The sequence below is a fragment of the Streptomyces fulvoviolaceus genome (assembly GCF_000718165.1).
GTDB classification, from domain to species: Bacteria; Actinomycetota; Actinomycetes; order Streptomycetales; family Streptomycetaceae; genus Streptomyces; species Streptomyces fulvoviolaceus.
Genome location: NZ_JOEY01000036.1, coordinates 42,555 through 67,205 on the forward strand (window position 1 = coordinate 42,555; position 24,651 = coordinate 67,205).

The window sequence follows — 24,651 nt, forward strand, 5'->3', positions numbered from 1 at the left end:
GAGGGAACTCAAGTGCGCCGCGCCGTCTGTCCCGGGTCGTTCGACCCGATCACCAACGGACACCTCGACATCATTTCCCGTGCCTCCCGTCTGTACGACGAGGTCTACGTCGCGGTGATGATCAATCAGTCCAAGAAGGGCCTGTTCGAGATCGAGGAGCGGATGGACCTGATCCGCCAGGTCACCGCCGACTACGGGAACGTCAAGGTCGAGGCCTTCCACGGCCTCCTCGTCGACTTCTGCAAGCAGCGCGACATCCCGGCCATCGTCAAGGGCCTGCGCGCGGTGAGCGACTTCGACTACGAGCTGCAGATGGCCCAGATGAACAACGGCCTCTCGGGCGTGGAGACCCTCTTCGTCCCCACCAACCCGACCTACAGCTTCCTCTCCTCCTCGCTCGTCAAGGAGGTCGCGACCTGGGGCGGAGACGTCTCGCACCTGGTCCCGCCGTTGGTCCTGGAGGCCCTCAACGAGCGCCTGCGCAAGGACTGATGGGGCTACAGTCGTTCCGTCCGTCTCCAACACAGCTGTAGAGAGTGGCGAGCACAGGTGGACGTGCAGAAGAAGCTCGACGAGATCGTGACCTCGGTCTCCGGCGCCCGGTCGATGCCCATGTCGGCCTCGTGCGTGGTCAACCGCGCCGAGCTGCTCGCGCTGCTCGAAGAGGTGCGCGCGGCCCTGCCCGGCTCCCTCGCGCAGGCGCAGGAGCTCATCGGGGACCGCGAGCAGATGGTCGAGCAGGCCCGCCAGGAGGCCGAGCGGATCATCGGGCAGGCCCACGCCGAGCGCGGCTCCCTGATCTCCGACACCGAGATCGCCCGCCGCTCCCAGGCCGAGGCCGAGCGCATCCTCACCGAGGCCCGCAAGGAGGCCGAGGACGTCCGCGCCGAGGCCGACGACTACGTCGACTCCAAGCTCGCCAACTTCGAGGTCGTCCTCACCAAGACCCTCGGCTCCGTCGGCCGCGGCCGCGAGAAGCTCCTCGGCACCGGCCCGGGCGTCGACGAGCAGGGCTACGAGGACGATGACGCCCCCGAGCGCAGCCACGACCCGGAGACCCTGCGCCGCACCGCCGACGAGTACGTCGGCGTCAAGCTCGGCGCCTTCGAGGCGGTCCTCGCCAAGACCCTGGAGGCCGTCGGCCGCGGCCGCCAGAAGCTGCACGGCCGCATCGCCACCGACGACCTCGGCGCCCTCGCCGACGACCTCGGCACCGTCCAGCACTCCAGCGACGCCGACTACCTGGACGACCTCGTCGCCCAGGCGGAGCAGGACAACCCGGCCCCGGCCGGGCAGGCCGCGCAGCAGCAGTACGACCAGCAGCCCGTGCAGGACCCCTACGGCTACCAACAGCAGCAGGACCAGTACGGCGGCTACCCGCAGCAGGCCTACGCCCAGCAGCAGGACCCGTACGGCTACCAGCAGGCCGACCCGTATGCCTACCAGGGCTACGACGGCCAGCAGCAGGCCGCCTACGACCCGAACCAGGCCCAGCAGCAACAGCAGGCCTACGCCCTCGACGAGACCAGTCTCTTCGACACCGGCATGATCACGCCGGAGCAGCTCAGGGCGTACGAACAGGGTCGCGGCCAGTAAGGGACCACCGGATTGGGCCGTGAGCGAAAGGTCCAGTATCCTGGCTCTTCGGTCGCGTGTACGTCCGCGATCAACGCTGCCCGGGAACACCGAAGGGCAGCGTCCCTCTGAGCTCGAAGATCGAAAGCAGGAATGGCCCTGAACGCCCGCCTCGACCACCGCAACCCTCTCGTGTTCGACACACACGAGCTGGGGCGGCGTCCTGGCGCGCTGCAGCGCCTGTCCCGCGAGATCGACGCTCCCAAGGATCTCGGGATCCAGGGAGTCATCGGAGTGCCGGAAGGCGCCCCGGTGGAGCTCGGGCTCCGGCTCGAGTCGGTCATGGAAGGGGTGCTTGTCACAGGCACCGCCCGTGCACTGGCCAAGGGGGAATGCGTAAGGTGTCTGGAGCCGCTTGAGCTGGAGCTCGTTGCGGACTTCCAGGAGATGTTCTCGTACCCTGACGCCGACGACCGGGGCCGCCCCAAGGCGGAGCCGGCCGACGACGCCGAGGAAGACGAGGACAGGCTCTTCATCGAGGACGGCCTGTTCGACCTCGAGCCCGTGCTGCGTGATGCGGTGGTGCTCGCACTGCCGATGCAGCCGGTGTGCCGGGACGACTGCCCCGGCCTGTGCTCCCAGTGCGGAGCGCGGCTGGCGGACGACCCGGACCACCACCACGACGCCGTCGACATCCGTTGGGCGGCACTGCAGGGACTCGCCGGTTCACTCGAAGACGGCGAGAAGGACGAGATGAGTGGCGAAGCGCCTCGATCGGCGCGCGCCAACGAGAAGCAGGAGAAGTAGCCGTGGCTGTTCCGAAGCGGAAGATGTCGCGCAGCAACACGCGCCACCGCCGGTCGCAGTGGAAGGCTGCGGTCACCCCCCTGGTTGCGTGCGAGCGCTGCCACGAGCCCAAGCAGCAGCACATCGCGTGCCCGTCTTGCGGCACTTACAACAAGCGCCAGGTCCTCGAGGTCTGAGCGGCCGGTGAGAGGCACTGTGTCCACGCCGAAGAAAAACCCAGGCGACAACCAGGCCTCGTCCCACACGCTGTTGGAAGGGCGGCTCGGGTACCAACTCGAGTCCGCCCTTCTGGTGCGTGCGCTGACCCACCGTTCCTACGCATACGAGAACGGCGGCCTGCCCACCAACGAGCGCCTGGAGTTCCTCGGGGACTCCGTACTCGGCCTCGTGGTCACGGACACGCTGTACACCACCCACCCCGACCTGCCCGAAGGCCAACTGGCCAAGTTGCGGGCCGCGGTGGTCAACTCGCGTGCGCTGGCGGAGGTGGGCCGCGGGCTCGACCTCGGCTCCTTCATCCGGCTCGGCCGGGGTGAAGAGGGCACGGGCGGCCGGGACAAGGCGTCCATCCTCGCCGACACCCTCGAAGCGGTGATCGGCGCTGTCTATCTCGACCAGGGTCTCGATGCGGCGAGCGAGCTCGTCCACCGGCTCTTCGACCCGCTGATCGAGAAGTCCTCCAACCTCGGAGCCGGCCTGGACTGGAAGACCAGTCTCCAGGAGCTCACCGCGACCGAAGGACTCGGCGTGCCCGAGTACCAGGTCTCGGAGACCGGCCCCGACCACGAGAAGACCTTCACTGCTGCCGCCCGCGTCGGAGGCGTCTCGTACGGCACCGGCACCGGCCGCAGCAAGAAGGAGGCGGAGCAGCAGGCCGCAGAGTCCGCCTGGAGGTCCATCCGGGCCGCCGCGGACGAGCGAGCCAAGGCGGCGGCCGACAAGGCCGTCGAGGACGACGACGAAGGCCCTTCGTCCGTCTCTGCCTGAACTCCTCCTGAAGGTCGAACGAACAGCGCAACCCGAGCGCCCGCCCCCTCAGCCGGGGGCGGGCGCTCGGTTCATACACCGGCTTGTGACGGGGGAGCCCCATGCCCGAGTTGCCCGAGGTCGAGGTCGTACGGCGGGGTCTGGAACGGTGGGTCGCCCACCGGACCGTCGCCGAGGCCGAGGTGCTGCATCCGCGTGCGGTACGGCGGCACATCGCCGGCGCCGACGACTTCACGCACCGCCTCAAGGGCCACCGCATCGGCACGCCGAGCCGACGCGGCAAGTACCTGTGGCTGCCTCTGGAGGACACGCAGCAGTCGGTGCTGGCGCACCTCGGCATGAGCGGTCAGCTGCTGGTCCAGCCGCACGAGGCACCGGACGAGAAGCATCTCAGGATCCGGGTGAGATTCGCGGACACCCTCAAGACGGAACTCCGCTTCGTCGACCAACGCACCTTCGGCGGCCTGTCGTTGCACGACAACACCCCCGACGGCCTGCCCGACGTCATCGCGCACATCGCCCGCGACCCCCTCGACCCGCTCTTCGACGACGAGGCGTTCCACCAGGCACTGCGCCGCAAGCGCAGCACCATCAAACGGGCCCTGCTCGACCAGTCGTTGATCAGCGGCGTCGGCAACATCTATGCGGACGAGGCCCTTTGGCGCGCCCGCCTCCACTACGAGCGCCCGACGGCGAACTTCACGCGCCCGCGCACCACCGAACTCCTGGGCCACGTAAGGGACGTGATGAACGCGGCCCTCGCGGTCGGCGGCACCAGCTTCGACAGCCTGTACGTCAACGTGAATGGCGAGTCGGGCTACTTCGACCGCTCGCTCGACGCGTACGGCCGCGAGGGCCTGCCCTGCAAGCGGTGCGGTACGCCGATGCGCAGGCGGCCCTGGATGAACCGGTCCAGCTACTTCTGCCCGCAGTGTCAGCGGGCGCCGCGCGTCTCGTCGTAGCGCCCGCGGGCCGTGAGGACGTCGTCCATCCGCCCCTCCACGAACTCGATGAGGCCGATGAGCCGCTCGGCGACCCCGCGGCCCAGCGGCGTCAGTTCGTAGTCCACGCGGGGCGGGTTGGTCGGCTGGGCCTCGCGGTGCACCAGGCCGTCGCGCTCCAGCGCGTGCAGGGTCTGGGACAGCATCTTCTCGCTCACGCCGTCGACGCGACGGCGCAGCTCGTTGAAGCGCAGGGAGCGCTCGTACAGGGCGCCGAGCGTGAGTGCGCCCCAGCGTCCCGTGACGTGCTCCAGCGTGCCGCGCGAGGGACAGGCCTTGGCGAACACGTCGTACGGGAGGTCCTGCACCTCCGTGGGCTGCTGCGTGGTGTCCATACATCAAGCGTACGTGAACGCAGCGCTAACCAACAGGGAGCACTAACCACTGGTTAGTGCTCCCTGTTGTGGCTAGTAACCGAAGTCCTGCGTCCACCAGGGGCCACCCGACGCGATGTGCACCCCGACGCCCAGCGTCTTGAAGTCGCAGTTCAGGATGTTGGCCTTGTGGCCCGGGCTGTTCATCCAGGCCTCCATCACCGCGGCCGCGTCGGCCTGCCCCCGGGCGATGTTCTCGCCGCCGAGGTTGGTGATGCCGGCCTTCTCCGCGCGGTCCCACGGAGTCGCGCCGCTCGGGTCGGTGTGGTCGAAGAAGCCCTGCTCGGCCATGGCCTCGCTGAAGGCCTGGGCCAGCTCGGTCAGCGCGCTGTTGGCGGCCACGGGGCTGCAGCCCACCTTGGCCCGCTCGACGTTGACGAGCTTCAGCACCTCGGCCCCGGCCGCCGTCTCCGCGGAGACCGCCACCGGGGCGGTGGTCTTCTTCGCCGGCTCCTTGTCCTTCTGTGAAGGAGTCGTCTTCGGCTTCTTGCTCGGCGTGGCCGTCGGCTTCTTCGACGGCGCCTCGGTCGGCGCGGCCGTCGAGGTCGAGGGGGACACCGAGGGCGAGGCGGAGCGGTCGGCGTCGCGGCTCGTGGACGTGCCGTCGTCGCGGCTGTCGGCGCTGCCGGAGGTGCCGCCCTGCTCGGTCGGGTTGCTGGTCGGCGAGCCCGCCGCCTGCACGTCGCCGCCGCTGGTGGTGCCGCCGCCGAGCTTGTAGGTCTCCAGGCCGGGCACCACACCCGTGGCGACCGCGACGGTGCCGATGGCGACGGCCGCCGAGACGCCGAGCAGACCGGTCTTGACCGGCGTCCCGACCCTCTTCTTGCGCCGGCGGCGCGAACCGCCGCGCCCGGAGCCGTCGTCGGGCGCGAAGCCGCCACTGCGCAGCACCGTCGTGCCGGTGGTCCGGGCGTACTCGTCGTCCGTCGCGAAGAGGTACGCCTCGCTCTGGCCGTAGCCGCCCGTGTGTGCCTCGGGGTTCAGATAGGGCGCGATGCCGACGGTGGGCATCTCTCCCGTGTGGAAGCCCAGCGGGTCGTAGTCGTACGAGTCCCGGGGGTCGAAGCTGTGAGGGTCCCGCTGGTCGAAGCCGTACGAGTCCTGCGGGGCGTAGCCGCTCGTATAAGCGCCGTGTGTTCCTGTTACCCCCGTGGCGCGGCCCGTGGCGGCGCGGCCGGCGGCGGAGCGTCGGTGGCGTCCCATGTCCTTGCCTTCCTCGTCTTGGCGGTCGACGCGTCCCCCCGGCCAACCAACATCACAAAACTCACACGATCGAGTGAGTTTCGTATGAGATTCATTGGGAGGGGACGGTACCGCATGGCGCCAGGGGAGGAAGTGCCCAGAGAGACATTGGCCCGTTAGGTTGCACTCATGAGCGAGGATGTGCGACTGGTCGCCTGGGTGCGTGGACGCGTCCAAGGTGTGGGTTTCCGCTGGTTCACGCGGGCCAAGGCCCTGGAGATCGGCGGCCTGAGTGGTTTTGCTCTCAATTTGGGCGACGGACGGGTCCAGGTGGTCGCCGAGGGGCCGCGGCCGGGATGCGAAGGGCTCCTCGACTGGCTCCGGGGTGCCGACACGCCCGGTCATGTGGACGGTGTCACCGAGATCTGGGACACACCTCGCGGGGGTTACGACGGCTTCGCCATCCGTTGAGCCGGTTCTGTAAAACAGCCCAGGCGGAAGCGGAGGGACATGCCACTGGCACCTGCCCGGAGCAGAAAGGGCCTGGTGGTTGCCAAGAACGGCTTGTCGTGGGAGGCTCCGCCATTAAGGATGATCGCTACGCCCTGAGGGCCCCGCAGGAGTCGCTGCGCAGCCGCTTTCCGGCCGCATGCCCCCGGGTTGCCCGCCAATACAGGGCGTGATCGTGTTGACCGTCAAACTTTTTGGTGAGACGCTGAAAGCACCCCGCGCACCTTAGCTGTTTGGCATGTAAGAACGGCAGCAAGACCACAAAAGTGTCAAGCATCGCGGGTGCGATTCCCTCACGACCCACACCGCTTCGGTCGGTCACTCAGTGTGGAGGACCATCCATCATGGCAAAGGCGCTTCTCGGTTACGTCGGCGGCTCTGACCCGCGACTCATCGCCGAGATGCGACGGCTCCAGCAGCGCGTACAGGACCTGGAATCCGAGCTCGGTCGGATCCAGGCGGAGAACGACGCGCTCGCGGCTGCCGCTTCTCACGACTCGCTTCTCGAGAGCATCGACGCACACCAGGCGGAGCCTGCGCTCACCTGATCACTGCACCGCACGACGACAAGCAGTGGTTGGGCGGCCTGTATCAACCGCTAAGTTGTCAGAGTCTGCAAGGGACGCTTCGGCGTCCCTTCTTTCTTGCCCCCGCGCACCCGTTCACTCTCTTTAACGTCTGGTGTGCCCTGCACGTTCATGGGTGAAACCGTGGGTTCATGGAGTGAGACACCCCCGGAAGGTAGAGTCCAGCGGCGTGCACCTCAAGGCCCTGACCCTGCGCGGGTTCAAGTCGTTCGCCTCGGCGACCACGCTCCGGTTCGAGCCGGGAATCACGTGTGTCGTGGGGCCGAACGGCTCGGGCAAGTCCAATGTCGTGGACGCGCTCAGCTGGGTCATGGGCGAGCAGGGTGCCAAGTCGCTGCGCGGCGGCAAGATGGAGGACGTCATCTTCGCCGGCACCACCGGGCGTCCCCCGCTGGGCCGCGCCGAGGTGTCCCTGACCATCGACAACTCCGACGGCGCACTGCCCATCGAGTACGCCGAGGTCACCATCACGCGGATCATGTTCCGCAACGGCGGCAGCGAGTACCAGATCAACGGCGACACCTGCCGCCTCCTCGACATCCAGGAACTCCTCTCCGACTCCGGCATCGGCCGCGAGATGCACGTCATCGTCGGCCAGGGCCAGCTCGACTCCGTCCTGCACGCCGACCCGATGGGCCGCCGCGCCTTCATCGAGGAGGCGGCCGGCGTCCTCAAACACCGCAAGCGCAAGGAGAAGGCGCTCAGGAAACTGGACGCGATGCAGGCCAACCTCGCGCGCGTGCAGGACCTGACGGACGAGCTGCGGCGGCAGCTCAAGCCCCTCGGCCGTCAGGCCGCGGTGGCGCGCAGGGCCGCCGTCATCCAGGCCGATCTGCGCGACGCCCGGCTGCGCCTCCTCGCCGACGATCTCGTACGGCTGCGCCAGGCGCTGACGGCCGAGATCGCCGACGAGGCCGCCCTCAAGGAACGCAAGGAAGCCGCCGAGCTGGAGCTGAAGAAGGCGCTCCAGCGGGAGGCCCTCCTGGAGGACGAGGTACGGCAGCTCACGCCACGGCTGCAGCGTGGCCAGCAGACCTGGTACGAGCTCTCCCAGCTCGCCGAGCGGGTGCGCGGCACGATCTCGCTGGCCGACGCGCGCGTGAAGAGCGCGACTTCGGCGCCTCCCGAGGAGCGGCGCGGCCGCGATCCCGAGGACATGGAGCGCGAGGCCGCCCGGATCCGGGAGCAGGAGGCCGAGCTCGAAGCGGCCCTGGAGGCGGCCGAGCATGCCCTGGAGGACACGGTCGCCCACCGCGCCGAGCTGGAACGCGAACTCGCCCAGGAGGAACGGCGCCTGAAGGACGTCGCTCGGGCCATCGCCGACCGCCGCGAGGGCCTCGCCCGGTTGAACGGCCAGGTCAACGCGGCCCGTTCGCGCGCCGCCTCCGCCCAGGCCGAGATCGACCGCCTGGCCGCCGCCCGGGACGAGGCCCAGGAGCGGGCCTTCGCCGCGCAGGAGGAGTACGAGGCGCTGAAGGCGGAGGTGGACGGCCTCGATGCCGGTGACGCGGAACTCGGCGAACAGCACGAGGCCGCGAAGGCCGCGCTGGCCGAGGCGGAGGCCGCCCTGACCGCCGCCCGCGAGGCGACCACCGCGGCCGAGCGTAAACGGGCCGCGACCCAGGCCCGCCACGAGGCGCTGGCGCTGGGGCTGCGCCGCAAGGACGGCACGGGGGCGCTGCTCGGCGCGAAGGACCGACTCACGGGACTGCTGGGCCCGGCAGCGGAGCTGCTGACGGTGACGCCGGGCCACGAGGTCGCCCTGGCCGCGGCTTTCGGCGCGGCGGCGGACGCCCTGGCGGTGACCTCCCCGTCGGCGGCGGCCGACGCGATCCGCCTGCTGCGCAAACAGGACGGGGGGAGGGCGTCGCTCCTGTTGGCAGGGGTGCCGGAGGAGCCGATGTCGGGGGAGACTCCCTTGAGGGGCGCGGGGAACCGCGCGACCAGCCACGACGAGCCGGTGGACGCCCAAAGACCTCACGCGGCGGATTTCGTCCGCGGACCTTCCGACCTCATGCCCGCTGTACGGCGCCTCCTGCGCGGCATCGTCGTAGTCGACACCCTCGAGGACGCCGAGGAACTCGTATACGCGCGCCCCGACCTCACCGCCGTCACCGCTGAAGGCGACCTCCTCGGCGCCCACTTCGCACACGGCGGTTCCGCAGGGGCGCCCAGCCTCCTCGAAGTACAGGCCTCCGTGGACGAGGCCGCCGCCGAGCTGGAAGAGCTGGCGGTGCGGTGCGAGGAACTCGCAGAGGCCCAGCACGCGGCAGTCGACCGGCGCAAAGCCTCCGCCGCGTCCGTCGAGGAACTGGGCGAGCGGCGCCGGACCGCCGACCGGGAGAAGTCGGCCGTAGCACAGCAGTTGGGGCGGCTGTCCGGGCAGGCGCGGGGCGCCGCCGGGGAGGCCGAGCGGTCCACCGCGGCCGCCGCGCGGGCCCAGGAAGCGCTGGAGAGAGCACTCCAGGAGGTCGAGGAGCTGGCCGAACGCCTCGAGGTCGCCGAGGAGATGCCCGTAGAGGAAGAGCCCGACACCTCGGTACGGGACCGTCTCGCCGCCGACGGGGCCAACGCGCGGCAGACCGAGATGGAGGCCCGCCTCCAGGTCCGTACACACGAGGAACGCGTCAAAGGGCTCGCCGGCCGCGCCGACTCCCTCGACCGCGCCGCCCGAGCGGAGCGCGACGCACGCGCGCGTGCCGAACAGCGGCGGGCGCGGCTCAGACACGAGGCCGCGGTCGCCGAAGCCGTCGCCTCCGGGGCGCGGCAGCTGCTCCTCCACGTCGAGGTGTCGCTCGCGCGCGCGGACGAGGAGCGGACGGCGGCGGAGGCGGCCAAGGCCCGCAGGGAGCAGGAACTGACCGCCGCTCGCAGCACGGGCCGCGATCTCAAGGCTGAACTCGACAAGTTGACGGATTCGGTGCACCGCGGCGAGGTGCTCGGCGCCGAGAAGCGGATGCGGATCGAGCAGCTGGAGACCAAGGCACTGGAGGAGCTCGGTGTCGAACCGGCGGGGCTGGTGGCCGAGTACGGCCCGCAGCAGCCGGTGCCGCCCTCGCTCGCAGCCGAGGGCGAGGAACTGCCGGAGGACCCGGAGCACCCGCGCAACCAGCCCAAGCAGTTCCACCGGGCCGAGCAGGAGAAGCGGCTCAAGGCCGCCGAACGCGCCTACCAGCAGCTCGGCAAGGTCAACCCGCTCGCCCTGGAGGAGTTCGCGGCGCTGGAGGAGCGCCACAAGTTCCTCAGCGAGCAGCTGGAGGACCTGAAGAAGACCCGCGCCGACCTGCTCCAGGTCGTCAAGGAGGTCGACGAGCGGGTCGAGCAGGTCTTCACCGAGGCGTTCCGGGACACGGCGCTCCAGTTCGAGGGCGTCTTCAGCCGGCTGTTCCCGGGTGGTGAGGGGCGACTCATCCTGACCGATCCCGACAACATGCTCACCACCGGTGTCGACGTCGAGGCCCGGCCGCCGGGCAAGAAGGTCAAGCGGCTGTCGCTGCTCTCCGGCGGGGAGCGGTCGCTGACCGCCGTCGCGATGCTGGTGTCGATCTTCAAGGCCCGGCCCAGCCCGTTCTATGTGATGGACGAGGTCGAGGCCGCCCTCGACGACACCAACCTCCAGCGGCTGATCCGGATCATGCAGGAGCTGCAGGAGGCCTCGCAGCTGATCGTGATCACGCACCAGAAGCGGACCATGGAGGTCGCCGACGCGCTGTACGGCGTCTCCATGCAGGGCGACGGTGTGTCGAAGGTCATCTCACAGCGCCTGCGCTAGACCCGTGCGGTCTACACCTACCGCTACCTGCGCTTTTTAATCACTTCAACTCTTGAACACAAGTGCGTCACACGGCGTCTCATTACTCACACCGAAACCCCTGTTGACTTCGAAACTTGAAGGCATAGTCTCTGCAACGTTGCTTTTACCTTCAGGTGGTGGGCAGCACCGAGGTGTGCGCCACTGGAAGGGTCGTCTCACGCCGGCAGCGTTGCCGGTGGCCCGAGGAGTACACGTGACCAGCACAGCGCAGGCACCCAAGTCAGGAGCCGGTACGGCTCATCCCGAACATCTCGGGCACGTCATCTTCATCGCGGCGGCGGCCGCGATGGGCGGTTTCCTCTTCGGCTACGACAGCTCCGTGATCAACGGCGCCGTCGAGGCCATCCGGGGCCGCTACGACATCGGCTCCGCGGCCCTGGCACAGGTCATCGCCATCGCCCTGATCGGCTGCGCCATCGGCGCCGCGACCGCCGGCCGGATAGCGGACCGGATCGGCCGTATCCGCTGCATGCAGATCTCCGCCGTGCTCTTCACGGTCAGCGCCGTCGGCTCGGCGCTCCCCTTCTCGCTGTACGACCTCGCTTTCTGGCGCGTCATCGGCGGCTTCGCCATCGGCATGGCCTCGGTCATCGGCCCCGCCTACATCGCCGAGGTCGCCCCGCCGGCCTACCGCGGTCGCCTCGGCTCCTTCCAGCAGGCCGCGATCGTCATCGGCATCGCCATCTCGCAGCTGGTCAACTGGGGTCTGCTGAACGCCGCCGGCGGTGACCAGCGCGGCAAGCTGATGGGCCTGGAGGCCTGGCAGGTCATGCTCGGCGTCATGGTGATCCCGGCCATCCTCTACGGCCTGCTCTCCTTCGCGATCCCCGAGTCCCCGCGCTTCCTGATCTCCGTCGGCAAGCACGAGCGCGCCCGCGAGATCCTCAAGGAGGTCGAGGGCGAGAACATCGACATGGACGCCCGTGTCGCCGAGATCGAGCACGGCATGCACAGCGAGCACAAGTCCACCTTCAAGGACCTGCTCGGCGGCTCCTTCTTCTTCAAGCCGATCGTCTGGATCGGCATCGGCCTCTCGGTCTTCCAGCAGTTCGTCGGCATCAACGTCGCGTTCTACTACTCCTCGACGCTGTGGCAGTCGGTCGGCGTCGACCCGACGGACTCGTTCTTCTACTCGTTCACGACGTCGATCATCAACATCGTCGGCACCGTGATCGCCATGATCTTCGTGGACCGCGTCGGCCGTAAGCCGCTGGCCCTCATCGGCTCCGTCGGCATGGTCATCGGTCTCGGCCTCGAGGCCTGGGCCTTCTCGTTCGACCTGGTCGACGGCCAGCTGCCGGCCACCCAGGGCTGGGTCGCGCTGATCGCGGCGCACGTCTTCGTCCTCTTCTTCGCCCTCTCCTGGGGTGTCGTGGTCTGGGTCTTCCTCGGCGAGATGTTCCCGAACAGGATCCGCGCCGCCGCGCTGGGCGTCGCCGCCGCCGCGCAGTGGATCGCCAACTGGGCCATCACCGCGAGCTTCCCGTCGCTGGCCGACTGGAACCTCTCCGCGACCTACGTGATCTACACGATCTTCGCCGCGCTCTCCATCCCGTTCGTCCTCAAGTACGTCAAGGAGACGAAGGGCAAGGCGCTGGAGGAGATGGGTTGAGCAGCCCCCAGGAACTCGGGGAGATGGGCCACAACCCCGCTGCCCCTCTCCCCGTACCCCCGCCGCCGCCCCGGCTCGGCCACTGACCGAGCCGGGGCGGCGGTGTCGTCGTCACCAGATGAGGACGCCGGCCCCGAGCTCCTGGGCGCGCAGGGCGGTCGCCTCGATGTTGTCCAGCCGGGACTCGATCCCGCTCTCGTGCTCGGCGAGTTCCCGGGGGCGCCGTGTGGTGGTGGCGATCAGCTTGAGGTTCGCCCGCAGCAGCGCGATCTCCTCCAGGAACTCGACGACCGTGTCCGCCTCCACGAACAGGTTGCTCACGGCCAACACCGGCATGAAGCGGGCACCCAGCGAGCGCACCGTCTCGGAACCCCACACCGTTTCGCGCCAGATCTCGAACCCGGCCGAGTCGTTGCACCCCTCCGGGACGTCGAGGACCAGCCACTCGCCGGTCGCGTCCCGCACGAACACGTCCACGCACAGACTCATGGGCCCAGTGGATCACCGCATCGGCGGACCGCGCAGGTCAATTCTCCAGCGCCGGCAGCACCTCCTCCGCGAACAGCCGCAGACTCCGCCACCCCTCCTCCACCGGCATCCCGCCCGCCAGCGGATGCAGAACGAGGTTGTCCAGGCCCTGGGCCACGCACGCGTCCGGAGTGAGGATCCGGTAGACGCCCTCGGCGCGCAGCTCGTCCACGCTCGTGGCCGCCGACCGCACCGCCGAGTGGATGGCCCCGGACTGCCAGGAGGCGTACGTCCGCGCCTCGTGGAGGAAGCACGAGCCGTACGAGGCCCACGCCTCGTCCGGGTTCTCGGCGATGTGCAGCAGCGGCGTCTCGGCGGCGGGCATCATCGTCCAGCCCTCCGTGCCGTACTCGACGAGCCGCTCCTTGTAGTACGCCTCCAGCTCCGGCAGATGCGCGCTGGGGAAGAAGGGCAGGCCGAGCCGGGCGGCCCGGCGGGCGGCGGCCTTGGAGGAACCCCCGACCAGGAGGAGGGGGTGCGGGTCGGTGAAGGGGCGCGGGGTGACCCGTACCGTACGGCCCCGGTAGTCGAACTCCTCGCCTGTCCACGCCTTCAGCACCGTCTCCAGCAGTTCGTCCTGGAGCTTGCCGCGCCGCTTCCAGTCCACGTCGAACTGCGCGTACTCCTCGGGCCGGTACCCGATCCCGGCGACCGTCACCAGCCGCCCGCCGCTCAGCAGATCGAGTACGGCGATGTCCTCGGCCAGCCGCAATGGGTCGTGCAGCGGGCCGATCACCGCCGAGACCGTGACCGCGATGCGCCGGGTCGCTCCGAAGACCGCGCCCGCGAAGGCGAAGGGCGAGGGCAGCCAGTTGTTCGCGACGCCGTGGTGCTCCTCGGTCTGCACGGTGGTGATCCCGTGCTCGTCGGCGTACGCGGCCATCTCCAGGGCCGCCTTGTAGCGGGCGCGGAGGGAGGCGGGGGTCGCGCCGGGTTCGACGAGGTTGAAGCGTACGACCGTGACAGGCATGGGACGTCCCCCTTCACGCGGTTTCGGACGGTGGAGGGGGACGGTAGCTGACGGTACGTCAGATCGCTATGGGTGCGGGCTCCTCGACGGGGGCCGTCTTCTTGGGGGCCGCCGGCTTCGGCAGTACGGCCCGCCGCGTTGACCGAGACCGCCCAGTGCCGCGGGACCTCGAAGCCGAGGGTTTGGGCGGTGAAGCCCGCCGAGGAAGGAGACCGGGTCGGAGGCGGAGGCGGAGGCGGAGGTCAGGTCGGGGGTCGCGGAGGCCATGACCAGACCCATGCGGACCATCGGCAGGACGACGATGCCGGCGCCGCCCACCGTGTTGCGTACGATCGCCGCCCCGGCAGATGGCGCGTGCAGTCGGGGGAGGCCGGCACCCAGCTGATGCCGCCTGCGGCGACCAGGCCGATGCCCGTGATCATCGCGGACGTGAGCCCTGCGCCCTGCCCGAAGCCCTTGCCTCAGTCCGTCTCGACGACCAGATGGCCGAGCACCAGCACGGAGAAAGCGCCGAAGAAGCAGGTCGCCCACCTGGTGCACTTCTGTACGGCGCCGATGCCCAGGCCCGAGATCGCAAACGTCGTGATCACGAAGAGCAGCGCATAGGCGCCGGTCACCGCGTTGATCGTCTCCCAGCCCCAGCGGGCGATCCAGATCAGCGAGCCGGGCAGTAGATTGCCGCGTTGCCCGAAGACCGCACGGGAGAGGGCCATGCCGGGAGCGCCTCCGCGCTTGCCGGCGATGCCGATCAGCCCGACCAGGCCGGACGACACCGACAGGCCCGCTCCCATGGTCAGGAGCAGGGCGTTGAGGGCGCTGAGGGTGTGTCGCGGACCACGTCATGGGCCGTGACACGCTCTGGGGACGCTGCGCGTACTCTGACCCGCTCGGATACTGGACGGGTTGTGACCCCGCCCGAAGGGGCTTCCCGCCGACGCGAGGTCGGGCGGCGGACCAGCCCGGCTCGCAGGGCACGAAGCCCTCCGCCGACAACGAAGGCCCGCGCGGGAGGTCACGCCATACTGGAGCTGTTATGGAAACCGTCATCCTTGCTGTAGTCATCGCCGTGGTCGTGCTCGGTGTGCTCGGCGGGCTCGTCGTCGGCAGCCGGCGCAAGAAGTCGCTGCCCCCGCCGCCCCCCGCCGCGCCCGACATCACCGCCCCTCCGGCCGAGCCGCACGTCGGCGACGAGGCCGAGACGCCGCGCGACGAACCGCGCCGCACGATAGAGGAGGTGGACCTTCCCGACGGCTCGACGCCGGTCGCCGTCGAGGAACCGCCGGTCGTCGAGGAACTCCCGCCGACCGAGATCGAGGTACCGGAGCCCACCGCCGGACGCCTCGTCCGGCTGCGCGCCCGCCTCTCCCGCTCGCAGAACGCCCTGGGCAAGGGCCTGCTCACGCTGCTGTCGCGCGAGCACCTCGACGAGGACACCTGGGAGGAGATCGAGGACATCCTCCTCACCGCCGACGTCGGCGTCGCACCCACCCAGGAGCTGGTCGACGCCCTGCGCGAGCGCGTGAAGATCCTCGGCACCCGATCCCCCGACGAGCTGCGCGGCCTGCTGCGCGAGGAACTGCTCAAGCTCGTCGGTACCGACTTCGACCGCACGGTGAAGACCGAGCCGGAGAACAGCAAGCCCGGCATCGTGATGGTCGTCGGCGTCAACGGCACCGGCAAGACCACCACCACCGGCAAGCTCGCCCGCGTCCTGGTGGCCGACGGCCGCAGTGTCGTGCTCGGCGCCGCCGACACCTTCCGTGCCGCCGCCGCCGACCAGCTCCAGACCTGGGGCGACCGGGTGGGTGCCCACACCGTGCGCGGCCCCGAGGCCGGCGACCCGGCCTCCGTCGCCTTCGACGCGGTCAAGGAGGGCAAGGAGATGGGCTCGGACGTCGTGCTCATCGACACCGCCGGCCGCCTCCACACCAAGACCGGCCTCATGGACGAGCTCGGCAAGGTCAAGCGGGTCGTGGAGAAGCACGCGCCGCTCGACGAGGTGCTGCTGGTCCTGGACGCGACGACGGGGCAGAACGGCCTTGTCCAGGCCCGTGTATTCGCCGAGGTCGTCGACATCACCGGCATCGTGCTGACCAAGCTGGACGGCACGGCGAAGGGCGGCATCGTGATCGCGGTGCAGCGCGAGCTGGGTGTTCCGGTCAAGCTGGTGGGTCTCGGCGAGGGTGCGGACGACCTGGCGCCGTTCGAGCCGGAGGCGTTCGTCGATGCACTTATCGGCGACTGAACAGTCGTATCGACGAAGAAGCGCCCGCCCCCAAGGTGCAGTTGGGAGCGGGCGCTTCGCTGTGTACGTCTACGCCCGCGACCGGTGCGCCACGTATGCCAGCGTCCCCAGCAGCAACCGTGCGGCGGGCGGCTTCGTCGCCGTGTCCAACGCGGGGGAGCGGAGCCACTGCACGGGGCCCAGGCCGCCGCGGTCGGACGGTGGGGCCGTGATGTGGGTGCCGGGGCCGAGGCCGTGCAGGTCGAGGGAGGTCGGGTCGTCCCAGCCCATGCGGTAGAGGAGTTCGGGGAGTCCGGCGGCGGCGCCGGGGGCGACGAAGAACTGGGTGCGGCCCTCGGGGGTCGCGGTCACCGGGCCGAGAGGCAGGCCCATGCGCTCCAGCCGGACCAGGGCGCGGCGTCCGGCCGGCTCGGCCACCTCGATCACGTCGAACGCCCGGCCGACCGGCAGCATCACCGAGGCGCCGGGGAACTCCGCCCAGGCCTTGGTCACTTCGTCGAGGGTGGCGCCGGCCGGGACCTGGGGCGCGAAGGAGAGCGGGTGGGCGCCCGGCGTACGGCAGTCCGCGAGCCCGCAGGAACAGGCGCCCGCCGCGGCCCGCGCGCCGGGGACCACGTCCCAGCCCCAGAGTCCGGTGAACTCGGCGACGGCGGTGCACTCCGACGAGCGGCCGCGCCGACGCGAGCCGGAGCGAATCTCCCGAATACCGCCGATCGTGAAGCCCATGCCCCCTCCAACGGGTCCAGCGCGCCGGTGGTTACGACACGGACGCGCAGCGTGACTCTCCGTTGCCACTTCCGGGTACCGGCGGCGCTCGGAAGTGTCCAGGGTTGCGTGCTCGGCCTCGTGCGCCCCTGAGTGCACCGCTCCGCCCACTCCCCGTCGTCCTATGTCAAGTGAATCGTGCGGAGGCGACCGTGAGTTCATTCGAAGGGGTGGCGAATGGTGGCGTTTCAGGGTTCGCCATGGCTGGACGGGTGATCGTAGGATTACTTTGAGTGCACGAGTCCTGGGGGCACATGCACTCGTGGGTATGCCGGGGGCAAGTCGGTTTCCCGTTCGAAGGATGACAACCGCCGGACGGGCGGCCCTATTTACCGGCATTCTGATAGGGCTTGGCGCACTCAGCGACAAGTGGTCTCAGGGATGGGGGCGTTCCAGTGGGCGGCAACGGCGGAAGCGGGACGAGCGCCGCGAGCGGTGCGCAGGCTGACAAGCGCCCCAACGAGCTGCTCACCTCGTGGTTCGTGCGCAGCGGCTGGTCGAAGGGCGAGCTCGCCCGCCAGGTCAACCGCCGGGCCCGCCAGTTGGGGGCCAACCACATCTCCACCGACACCTCGCGCGTGCGCCGCTGGCTGGACGGTGAGAACCCCCGCGAACCCATCCCCAGGATCCTGTCCGAGCTGTTCTCCGAGCGGTTCGGCTGCGTCGTCTCCGTCGAGGACCTCGGTCTGCGCGCCGCCCGCCAGTCACCCTCCGCGTCCGGAGTCGACCTGCCCTGGACGGGCCCGCAGACCGTGGCTCTGCTCAGCGAGTTCTCGCGCAGCGACCTCATGCTGGCGCGGCGCGGCTTCCTCGGGACCTCGCTGGCCCTGTCCGCGGGCCCGTCCCTCATCGAGCCCATGCAGCGCTGGCTCGTGCCCGCGCCCCAGGCTCTGCACCACGAGCCCGAATCCGCCTCCCGTCGTGGCGGGAGGCTCTCCCGGCCCGAGCTGGACCTCCTCGAGTCGACCACGGTGATGTTCCGCCAGTGGGACGCCCAGTGCGGCGGCGGGCTGCGCCGCAAGGCGGTCGTCGGCCAGCTGCACGAGGTCACCGACCTCCTCCAGGAACCCCAGCCCGAGACCACCACCCGCAAGCTCTTCAAGGTCGCCGCCGAGCTCGCCGAACTGGCCGGCTGGATGTCGTACGACGTCGGGCTGCAGCCCACCGCGCAGAAGTACTTCGTCCTCGCCCTGCACGCCGCCAAGGAGGCGGGCGACAAGCCGCTCGGCTCGTACGTCCTCTCCAGCATGAGCCGCCAGATGATCCACCTCGGGCGGCCCGAGGACGCGCTGGAACTGATCCACCTCGCGCAGTACGGCAGCCGGGACTGCGCGAGCCCGCGCACCCAGTCGATGCTGTATGCGATGGAGGCCCGCGCCTACGCCAACATGGGGCAGCCCGGCAAGTGCAAGCGGGCGGTCCGGATGGCCGAGGACACCTTCGCCGACGCCGACGAGTGGGACGACCCGGACCCCGACTGGATCCGCTTCTTCTCCGAGGCCGAGCTGTACGGCGAGAACTCCCACTCCTTCCGCGACCTGGCCTACGTCGCCGGCCGCAGCCCCACCTACGCCTCCCTGGCCGAGCCCCTGATGCAGCGGGGCGTGGAGCTCTTCTCGAAGGACGGCGAGCACCAGCGGTCGTACGCACTGAACCTCATCGGCATGGCCACGGTGCACCTGCTGCAGCGGGAGCCCGAGCAGAGCACGGTGCTGGCCGAGCAGGCGATGTACATCGCCAAGAAGGTCCGCTCCGAGCGGGTCAACACTCGTATTCGAAAGACGGTGGACACGGCCGTACGCGATTTCGGTGATCTCGCCGAGGTCGTCGACCTGACGGACAAGCTCGCCATCGAGCTGCCAGAGACCGCGGAAGCGGTCTGAAATCCCGGAGGAACCCTTGAACTCCGGCCGCGGCCGGCCCTCCCGAACTGCCCGACTCGGCTCCCCCATGCCAGGTCATCGGAAGGCCGACCGCGGCCGGTTCGCGCGTCGCTTCTGTAATCGCACCTTGATCGTTCAGTAAAGCTCGAGTTTTGCACCTGGTAACGGTGGCGCTGGCGTGGCTAGCGTGACTGTCGCTGTGCCGAGGTAAGCAGGAGCAAATCAGCCTGTGAACAAGTCGAGTTGACCAGCTCGTTCGGCACATGACCATCAACCGGGGAAAATCGGGGATAAATGAACATGAGAACCCAGTCTGCCCTGTCCGCTCTCGTGGCAGGCATTGCCTCCGTGCTGTTCGTGCTTGGTCCGGTGGCCGACGCGGGCGCGGTCACGAGGACGGCGAGCGCGACTCAGGCCGTTGCGGTAGAGGCGCAGGGAAGCGTTTCGGCTCAGAGCTCCCGCAAGCTCTACGACTACCGCCTCTATGTGAAGCCGAACAATGCCCGAGTCATCGGCGTCGCCTGGAAGCCCAGCCTGGCGATCAAGGAGCTGCACAACTGCTTCAACTGCACCTTCCCCGTCAAGGGTGCGCCGAAGAAGTACCCCACGGAGAACCAGAAGCTCAACCTCAAGGCGTGTGCCGCCTACTTCGTCTGCAAGAACGCGCCTGTCCGTTACCACAAGGGCGGCATCAGCAACGGCTGGTACTTCACCGCGGAGCAGGGGCACTTCGACGGTAAGGGCTCCAAGGTCTACTTCCAGTATTACAGCGAGAAGAACACGCACTACCTCAAACTCCACGTCTGGGCTTACGTCACACATCCGTCGGTGCCGGACTCGCTCAACAAGCGGTTTGCCCGCGACAAGTGGCAGGACTTCGCGCACAAGATGGGCGTGAAGCTCTGGTGCAAGACCTACGGTGGATGCTGATCTTCCACGCTTGGCGCTCTGTAGGCCGCGAGGGCCGGGTCGGTCACATGACCGCCCGGCCCTTCATGCGTGGTGCCGGACATGGAAGGGCGTCCTGTCGTCCCTCATCGACCCGGTACCTGGTCGTACACGAGACACGGCCCCTCCTCGAACCGGAAGGGCGGATCTCACGGCAGGCAGTCCGGTATCGCACCACTGCCGACCTTCTCGCCACGGTGGTGTACCTACCTGTCGGTACACCACCGATGCTGTATGCGATGGAGGCCGGCTTCTGCCGCGGCCTGGCTCACATGGCCGGCCGAGGCCCGACCTGCCTCCCCGGCCGAACTTCTGATGTGGCGGGCAGTGGGGGCGGAGCGGCTCGAAGCCAAGCTGCCCGAGATCGCCGAGGTGGTCTGAGACCGCGTACAACCCCTGAGCCCCGGCCGGCCCTCCCGAACTGTCTGGCTCGACCCTCTGTCCCCGCGCGGGGCTGCCGGAAGGCCGCTGCGGCCTTTCCCCGGAAGGTTGCGCCACGATAACGATCGCGCAGTCGAACATCTCGCAGTTCATCAATGCGTAACACACAGGGCGCCTTCGTCACGGCCGCGAAACAACGAGGGGCTTCCACCGAAACGGCGCTGCGCCAATCTCATGGCGCATAACCGGCCCACCCCTCAATCCGCTCAGGCTTCGCCCGCACGGGGCCGTACCAACAACGAGGAGACGCCGATGGCACCAGCCATCATGATGGCGGCAGACAAGGTAGAGCTGTCGCCCGCCAACACAGGTTTCATGCTCATCTGTTCCGCCCTGGTGATGCTGATGACACCGGGCCTGGCCTTCTTCTATGGAGGCATGGTCCGCGTCAAGAGCACCCTCAACATGCTGATGATGAGCTTCATCAGCCTGGGGATCGTCACCATCCTGTGGGTGCTGTACGGCTTCTCCATGGCGTTCGGCACCGACTCCGGCCACATCATCGGCTGGAACTCCGACTGGCTCGGCCTCAGCGGGGTCGACAAGGGCGAGCTGTGGGGTACGTACAACATCCCGCTCCTCGCTTTCATGGTCTTCCAGCTGATGTTCGCGATCATCACGCCCGCCCTGATAAGCGGTGCTCTCGCGGACCGTGTGAAGTTCAGCGCGTGGGCGCTGTTCATCGCGCTGTGGGCCACGGTCGTCTACTTCCCCGTCGCCCACTGGGTATGGGGTGAGGGCGGCTGGGCCTTCGACCTCGGTGTGATCGACTTTGCCGGTGGTACGGCGGTCCACATCAACGCGGGTGCCGCGGCGCTCGGCGTGATCCTGGTCATCGGCAAGCGCGTCGGCTTCAAGAAGGACCCGATGCGCCCGCACAGCCTCCCGCTGGTCATGCTCGGTGCCGGTCTGCTGTGGTTCGGCTGGTTCGGCTTCAACGCCGGCTCGTGGCTGGGCAACGACGACGGCGTCGGCTCCCTGATGTTCGTCAACACGCAGGTCGCCACCGCCGCCGCCATGCTGGCCTGGCTGATCTACGAGAAGATCCGCCACGGCGCGTTCACCACGCTGGGTGCCGCCTCCGGTGCGGTCGCCGGTCTGGTCGCCATCACCCCCTCGGGTGGTGCGGTCACTCCGATGGGCGCGATCGCCGTCGGCGCCATCGCCGGTCTGCTGTGCGCCATGGCCGTCGGCCTGAAGTACAAGTTCGGCTACGACGACTCCCTGGACGTCGTCGGCGTCCACCTGGTCGGCGGTGTCGTCGGCTCCCTGCTGATCGGCTTCTTCGCCAGCGGCAAGGGGCAGTCGACCGCGACGGGTGTCTTCTACGGCAACCACTCCTTCGACCAGCTGTGGAAGCAGTGCGCCGGTGTCTTCGCCGTCCTCGCCTACTCGCTGATCGTCTCCGCGATCCTCGCCTTCATCCTCGACAAGACCATCGGTATGCGGGTCTCCGAGGATGACGAGGTCGCCGGTATCGACCAGGCCGAGCACGCCGAGACCGCATACGACTTCAGCGGCGCCGGCGGCGGTGCTGCCCGGACCGCGGCCCCGGTCGCGGACACTGCCAAGAAGGTGGATGCATGAAGCTCATCACCGCCGTCGTGAAGCCCCACCGGCTCGACGAGATCAAGGAAGCCCTCCAGGCCTTCGGGGTCCACGGCCTGACGGTCACCGAAGCGAGCGGCTACGGTCGTCAGCGGGGCCACACCGAGGTCTACCGCGGTGCCGAGTACACCGTGGACCTGGTTCCCAAGATCCGCATCGAGGTCCTCGCCGAGGACGACGACGCCGAGGGTCTGATCGACGTCATCGTCAAGGCGGCCCGTACCGGCAAGATCGGTGACGGCAAGGTCTGGTCCCTCCCGGTCGAGACGGCCGTACGGGTTCGGACCGGCGAGCGCGGCCCGGACGCGCTCTAACAGAAGAAACGACAGGAGTCACTGGGTGTCGAGTACGGACGTGCGTAAGGATGCAGAAGACTCGGGACCCAGCGGCTACGCGGCGGCCCGGCTGCGCCTCCTCCAAGAGGGGGCGCGGTCCGGGCCGCCGCGCCGTGCTGCCCTGTCCGAACTGACGGACGACTGGCTGTCGGGCCTGTTCAACGCGGGCGCCGAGGCGCTGCGCGGCGTCTCTCTGATCGCCGTAGGCGGCTACGGCCGCGGCGAGCTGTCCCCGCGCAGCGACTTGGACCTGCTCCTGCTGCACGACGGCAGCGACTCCGACGCGGTCGCCGCCCTGGCGGACCGCATCTGGTACCCCGTCTGGGATCTCGGCCTCGCCCTCGACCACTCGGTGCGTACACCCGCCGAGGCCCGCAAGACGGCCGCGGAGGACTTGAAAGTCCAACTCGGTCTCCTCGACGCCCGCCACCTCGCGGGCGACCTCGGCCTCACCGCCGGCCTGCGTACGGCCGTCCTCGCCGACTGGCGCAACCAGGCGCCGAAACGTCTCCCCGAGCTCCAGGAGCTGTGCGCCGAGCGCGCCGAGCGCCAGGGGGAGCTGCAGTACCTGCTGGAGCCGGACCTCAAGGAAGCCCGGGGTGGGCTGAGGGACGCCACCGCTCTGCGTGCCGTCGCCGCCTCCTGGCTGGCCGACGCCCCGCGCGAGGGCCTCGACGACGCCCGGCGCCGGCTGCTCGACGTGCGCGACGCGCTGCACCTCACGACCGGGCGTGCGACCGACCGGCTCGCGCTCCAGGAGCAGGACCAGGTCGCGGCCGAGCTCGGCCTCCTCGACGCCGACACGCTCCTGCGGCAGGTGTACGAGGCGGCGCGTGTCATCTCGTATGCGAGCGATGTCACCTGGCGTGAAGTGGGGCGTGTGTTGCGATCGCGCGCCGTGCGGCCGCGTCTGCGCGCCATGCTCGGGGGCGGCAAGCCGGTCACCGAGCGCTCCCCGCTGGCCGAAGGCGTGGTCGAGCAGGACGGCGAGGTGGTGCTCGCCCGCGCCGCGCGCCCCGAGCGCGACCCCGTCCTTCCCCTGCGCGCCGCGGCCGCCGCCGCGCAGGCCGGACTCCCGCTCTCCCTGCACGCCGTACGGCGCATGGCCGCCAACGTGCGCCCCCTGCCCACGCCCTGGCCCGCCGAGGCGCGCGAACAGCTCGTCACCCTGCTCGGCTCCGGCCGCCCCACCGTCGAGGTCTGGGAGGCGCTGGAGGCCGAGGGCCTGATCACCCGGCTGCTGCCCGACTGGGAGCGGGTCCGCTGCCGTCCGCAGCGCAACGCCGTGCACATCTGGACCGTCGACCGGCATCTGATCGAGACGGCCGTCCGCGCCTCCGAGTTCACCCGCCGTGTGCACCGCCCCGACCTCCTCCTGGTCGCCGCGCTGCTGCACGACATCGGCAAGGGCTGGCCCGGTGACCACTCGGTGGCCGGCGAGATCATCGCCAAGGACGTGGCCGCGCGCATCGGCTTCGACCGCGACGACGTGACGGTGCTCTCCACTCTCGTACGCCATCACCTGCTGCTGGTGGACACGGCCACCCGCCGCGACCTGGAGGACCCGGCGACGGTCCGTTCGGTCGCCGACGCGGTCGGCTCGCAGGGCACCCTGGAACTGCTGCACGCGCTGACCGAGGCGGACGCCCTCGCCACCGGGCCCGCCGCCTGGTCGTCCTGGCGCGGATCCCTGGTCACCGACCTGGTGAAGCGGGTCGCCGCCGTCCTCGCCGGGGACGACCTGGACGAGCCCGAGGCCGCCGCGCCCACCGCCGAGCAGGAGCGGCTCGCGATCGAGGCCGTCGCGACCGGTGGCCCGGTGCTGTCCTTGCGCGCGCAGACCGAGCCGCCGACTCTCGCGGAGGACCAGCCGCTCGGGGATCCCGAGCCGCTCGGCGTGGAGCTCCTCATCGCCGTACCGGACCAGCCGGGCGTGCTGCCCGCGGTCGCCGGAGTGCTGGCCATGCACCGGCTGACGGTCCGCACCGCCGAACTGAGCGCCCTCGACCTGCCCGACGGCGTCGAGGGCTCGGTCCTGCTGCTCAACTGGCGGGTCGCCGCCCAGTACGGCTCCCTGCCCCAGGCCGCCCGCCTGCGCGCCGACCTCGTCCGCGCCCTGGACGGCTCCCTGGACATCGCGGCCCGCCTCGCCGAACGCGACGCCGCGTACCCGCGCCGCCGGGGTGTCGTGGCACCGCCGCCGCGCGTGACGGTCCACCCGGCCGCGTCCCGGCTGGCCACGGTGATCGAGGTCCGCGCACAGGACGCACCGGGGATGCTGTTCCGGATCGGGCGGGCGCTGGAGGACGCGGGGGTGCGGATGCGCAGTGCGCATGTGAGCACGCTCGGGGCGAACGCCGTCGACGCCTTCTATGTGACCGGACCGGAGGGGACGCCGCTGCCCGGCGACGAGGCCTCCTCGGTGGTGCGGAAGCTGGAGGAGACGCTGCGGGCGTGACCGCACGGTATTTCCCGTCCC

21 protein-coding genes and 1 pseudogene are annotated in these 24,651 nt (G+C 69.7%); 16 read left to right on the forward strand and 6 right to left on the reverse strand.

The genetic code is table 11. The features are described 5' to 3' along the window. Nucleotides 1-12: 12 nt before the first annotated feature. The 6 genes from coaD to mutM all read left to right on the forward strand — a co-directional run bounded on the left by coaD (nucleotide 13) and on the right by mutM (nucleotide 4,331). Nucleotides 13-492 carry a pantetheine-phosphate adenylyltransferase gene (gene coaD, locus IG08_RS0134140; RefSeq protein WP_030611605.1) on the forward strand — a complete coding sequence of 160 codons (480 nt, stop codon included), beginning with the start codon at nucleotides 13-15 and terminating at the stop codon, nucleotides 490-492. 57 nt (nucleotides 493-549) lie between these two features. After that, nucleotides 550-1,596, forward strand: a complete 1,047-nt coding sequence (locus IG08_RS0134145; protein ID WP_030611608.1) for an ATP synthase F0 subunit B — start codon at nucleotides 550-552, stop codon at nucleotides 1,594-1,596. A gap of 132 nt (nucleotides 1,597-1,728) precedes the next feature. After that, nucleotides 1,729-2,382: a YceD family protein gene (locus IG08_RS0134150; protein WP_030611611.1), complete on the forward strand. Its 654-nt coding sequence runs from the start codon at nucleotides 1,729-1,731 to the stop codon at nucleotides 2,380-2,382. A gap of 2 nt (nucleotides 2,383-2,384) precedes the next feature. After that, nucleotides 2,385-2,558 (forward strand): 50S ribosomal protein L32, encoded by a 174-nt coding sequence (rpmF, locus tag IG08_RS0134155; protein ID WP_015657589.1) that lies wholly within the window; start codon nucleotides 2,385-2,387, stop codon nucleotides 2,556-2,558. A gap of 7 nt (nucleotides 2,559-2,565) precedes the next feature. Further along, nucleotides 2,566-3,369, forward strand: coding sequence for a ribonuclease III (gene rnc, locus IG08_RS0134160; RefSeq protein WP_390898586.1), 804 nt, complete (start codon nucleotides 2,566-2,568; stop codon nucleotides 3,367-3,369). A gap of 101 nt (nucleotides 3,370-3,470) precedes the next feature. After that, nucleotides 3,471-4,331, forward strand: a complete 861-nt coding sequence (gene mutM / locus IG08_RS0134165; RefSeq protein ID WP_030611619.1) for a bifunctional DNA-formamidopyrimidine glycosylase/DNA-(apurinic or apyrimidinic site) lyase — start codon at nucleotides 3,471-3,473, stop codon at nucleotides 4,329-4,331. Here the strand turns inward: mutM and IG08_RS0134170 are convergent. Beyond that, entirely contained in the window at nucleotides 4,304-4,705 is a 402-nt protein-coding gene (locus tag IG08_RS0134170) for a winged helix-turn-helix transcriptional regulator (protein ID WP_030611622.1), read from the reverse strand. The genes mutM and IG08_RS0134170 overlap by 28 nt on opposite strands. Nucleotides 4,706-4,777: 72 nt before the next feature. Continuing rightward, on the reverse strand, nucleotides 4,778-5,947 hold the full coding sequence (locus tag IG08_RS0134175; protein WP_030611624.1) for a CAP domain-containing protein: 1,170 nt from the start codon (nucleotides 5,945-5,947) through the stop codon (nucleotides 4,778-4,780). 168 nt (nucleotides 5,948-6,115) lie between these two features. On the opposite strand from IG08_RS0134175, the gene IG08_RS0134180 reads away from it, so the two are divergent. The 4 genes from IG08_RS0134180 to IG08_RS0134195 all read left to right on the forward strand — a co-directional run bounded on the left by IG08_RS0134180 (nucleotide 6,116) and on the right by IG08_RS0134195 (nucleotide 12,449). Then, complete coding sequence (locus tag IG08_RS0134180) at nucleotides 6,116-6,397, forward strand: acylphosphatase (protein ID WP_030611627.1); 282 nt, start codon at nucleotides 6,116-6,118, stop codon at nucleotides 6,395-6,397. Between the two features lie 383 nt (nucleotides 6,398-6,780). Beyond that, nucleotides 6,781-6,984 carry a hypothetical protein gene (locus IG08_RS0134185; RefSeq protein ID WP_030611630.1) on the forward strand — a complete coding sequence of 68 codons (204 nt, stop codon included), beginning with the start codon at nucleotides 6,781-6,783 and terminating at the stop codon, nucleotides 6,982-6,984. Between the two features lie 208 nt (nucleotides 6,985-7,192). After that, nucleotides 7,193-10,795: a chromosome segregation protein SMC gene (gene smc, locus IG08_RS0134190; RefSeq protein ID WP_030611634.1), complete on the forward strand. Its 3,603-nt coding sequence runs from the start codon at nucleotides 7,193-7,195 to the stop codon at nucleotides 10,793-10,795. A 235-nt stretch (nucleotides 10,796-11,030) separates the two neighbouring features. Further along, nucleotides 11,031-12,449 carry a sugar porter family MFS transporter gene (locus IG08_RS0134195; RefSeq protein ID WP_030611637.1) on the forward strand — a complete coding sequence of 473 codons (1,419 nt, stop codon included), beginning with the start codon at nucleotides 11,031-11,033 and terminating at the stop codon, nucleotides 12,447-12,449. 111 nt (nucleotides 12,450-12,560) lie between these two features. Here IG08_RS0134195 and IG08_RS0134200 read toward each other — a convergent pair whose 3' ends face one another. The 3 genes and pseudogenes from IG08_RS0134200 to IG08_RS57650 form a co-directional block, all read right to left on the reverse strand. Next, nucleotides 12,561-12,938 (reverse strand): hypothetical protein, encoded by a 378-nt coding sequence (locus tag IG08_RS0134200; protein ID WP_030611639.1) that lies wholly within the window; start codon nucleotides 12,936-12,938, stop codon nucleotides 12,561-12,563. Nucleotides 12,939-12,975: 37 nt separating this feature from the next. Further along, entirely contained in the window at nucleotides 12,976-13,947 is a 972-nt protein-coding gene (locus tag IG08_RS0134205) for an LLM class flavin-dependent oxidoreductase (RefSeq protein WP_030611642.1), read from the reverse strand. 134 nt (nucleotides 13,948-14,081) lie between these two features. Continuing rightward, nucleotides 14,082-14,759: pseudogene (locus IG08_RS57650) on the reverse strand (cytosine permease); the annotation flags it as partial. A gap of 221 nt (nucleotides 14,760-14,980) precedes the next feature. Here IG08_RS57650 and ftsY point away from each other — a divergent pair. Continuing rightward, complete coding sequence (gene ftsY, locus IG08_RS0134215; protein WP_030611646.1) at nucleotides 14,981-16,192, forward strand: signal recognition particle-docking protein FtsY; 1,212 nt, start codon at nucleotides 14,981-14,983, stop codon at nucleotides 16,190-16,192. 69 nt (nucleotides 16,193-16,261) lie between these two features. Here the strand turns inward: ftsY and IG08_RS0134220 are convergent, their stop codons facing one another. Continuing rightward, nucleotides 16,262-16,918 carry a bifunctional DNA primase/polymerase gene (locus IG08_RS0134220; protein WP_030611650.1) on the reverse strand — a complete coding sequence of 219 codons (657 nt, stop codon included), beginning with the start codon at nucleotides 16,916-16,918 and terminating at the stop codon, nucleotides 16,262-16,264. 434 nt (nucleotides 16,919-17,352) lie between these two features. On the opposite strand from IG08_RS0134220, the gene nsdA reads away from it, so the two are divergent. From nsdA to IG08_RS0134245, 5 genes are all read left to right on the forward strand, one after another. Next, the gene (gene nsdA, locus IG08_RS0134225) at nucleotides 17,353-18,840 is read left to right on the forward strand and encodes a transcriptional repressor NsdA (RefSeq protein WP_030611652.1); all 1,488 of its coding nucleotides are present in this window, start codon (nucleotides 17,353-17,355) and stop codon (nucleotides 18,838-18,840) included. 300 nt (nucleotides 18,841-19,140) lie between these two features. Beyond that, nucleotides 19,141-19,770: a hypothetical protein gene (locus IG08_RS0134230; protein WP_158812309.1), complete on the forward strand. Its 630-nt coding sequence runs from the start codon at nucleotides 19,141-19,143 to the stop codon at nucleotides 19,768-19,770. Between the two features lie 711 nt (nucleotides 19,771-20,481). Next, nucleotides 20,482-21,816: an ammonium transporter gene (locus tag IG08_RS0134235; protein WP_030611657.1), complete on the forward strand. Its 1,335-nt coding sequence runs from the start codon at nucleotides 20,482-20,484 to the stop codon at nucleotides 21,814-21,816. Next, the gene (locus IG08_RS0134240) at nucleotides 21,813-22,151 is read left to right on the forward strand and encodes a P-II family nitrogen regulator (protein ID WP_006379495.1); all 339 of its coding nucleotides are present in this window, start codon (nucleotides 21,813-21,815) and stop codon (nucleotides 22,149-22,151) included. Before IG08_RS0134235 ends, IG08_RS0134240 begins: the two co-directional genes overlap by 4 nt. Before the next feature lie 25 nt (nucleotides 22,152-22,176). Beyond that, entirely contained in the window at nucleotides 22,177-24,630 is a 2,454-nt protein-coding gene (locus tag IG08_RS0134245; protein ID WP_030611663.1) for a [protein-PII] uridylyltransferase, read from the forward strand. Nucleotides 24,631-24,651: the final 21 nt, after the last annotated feature.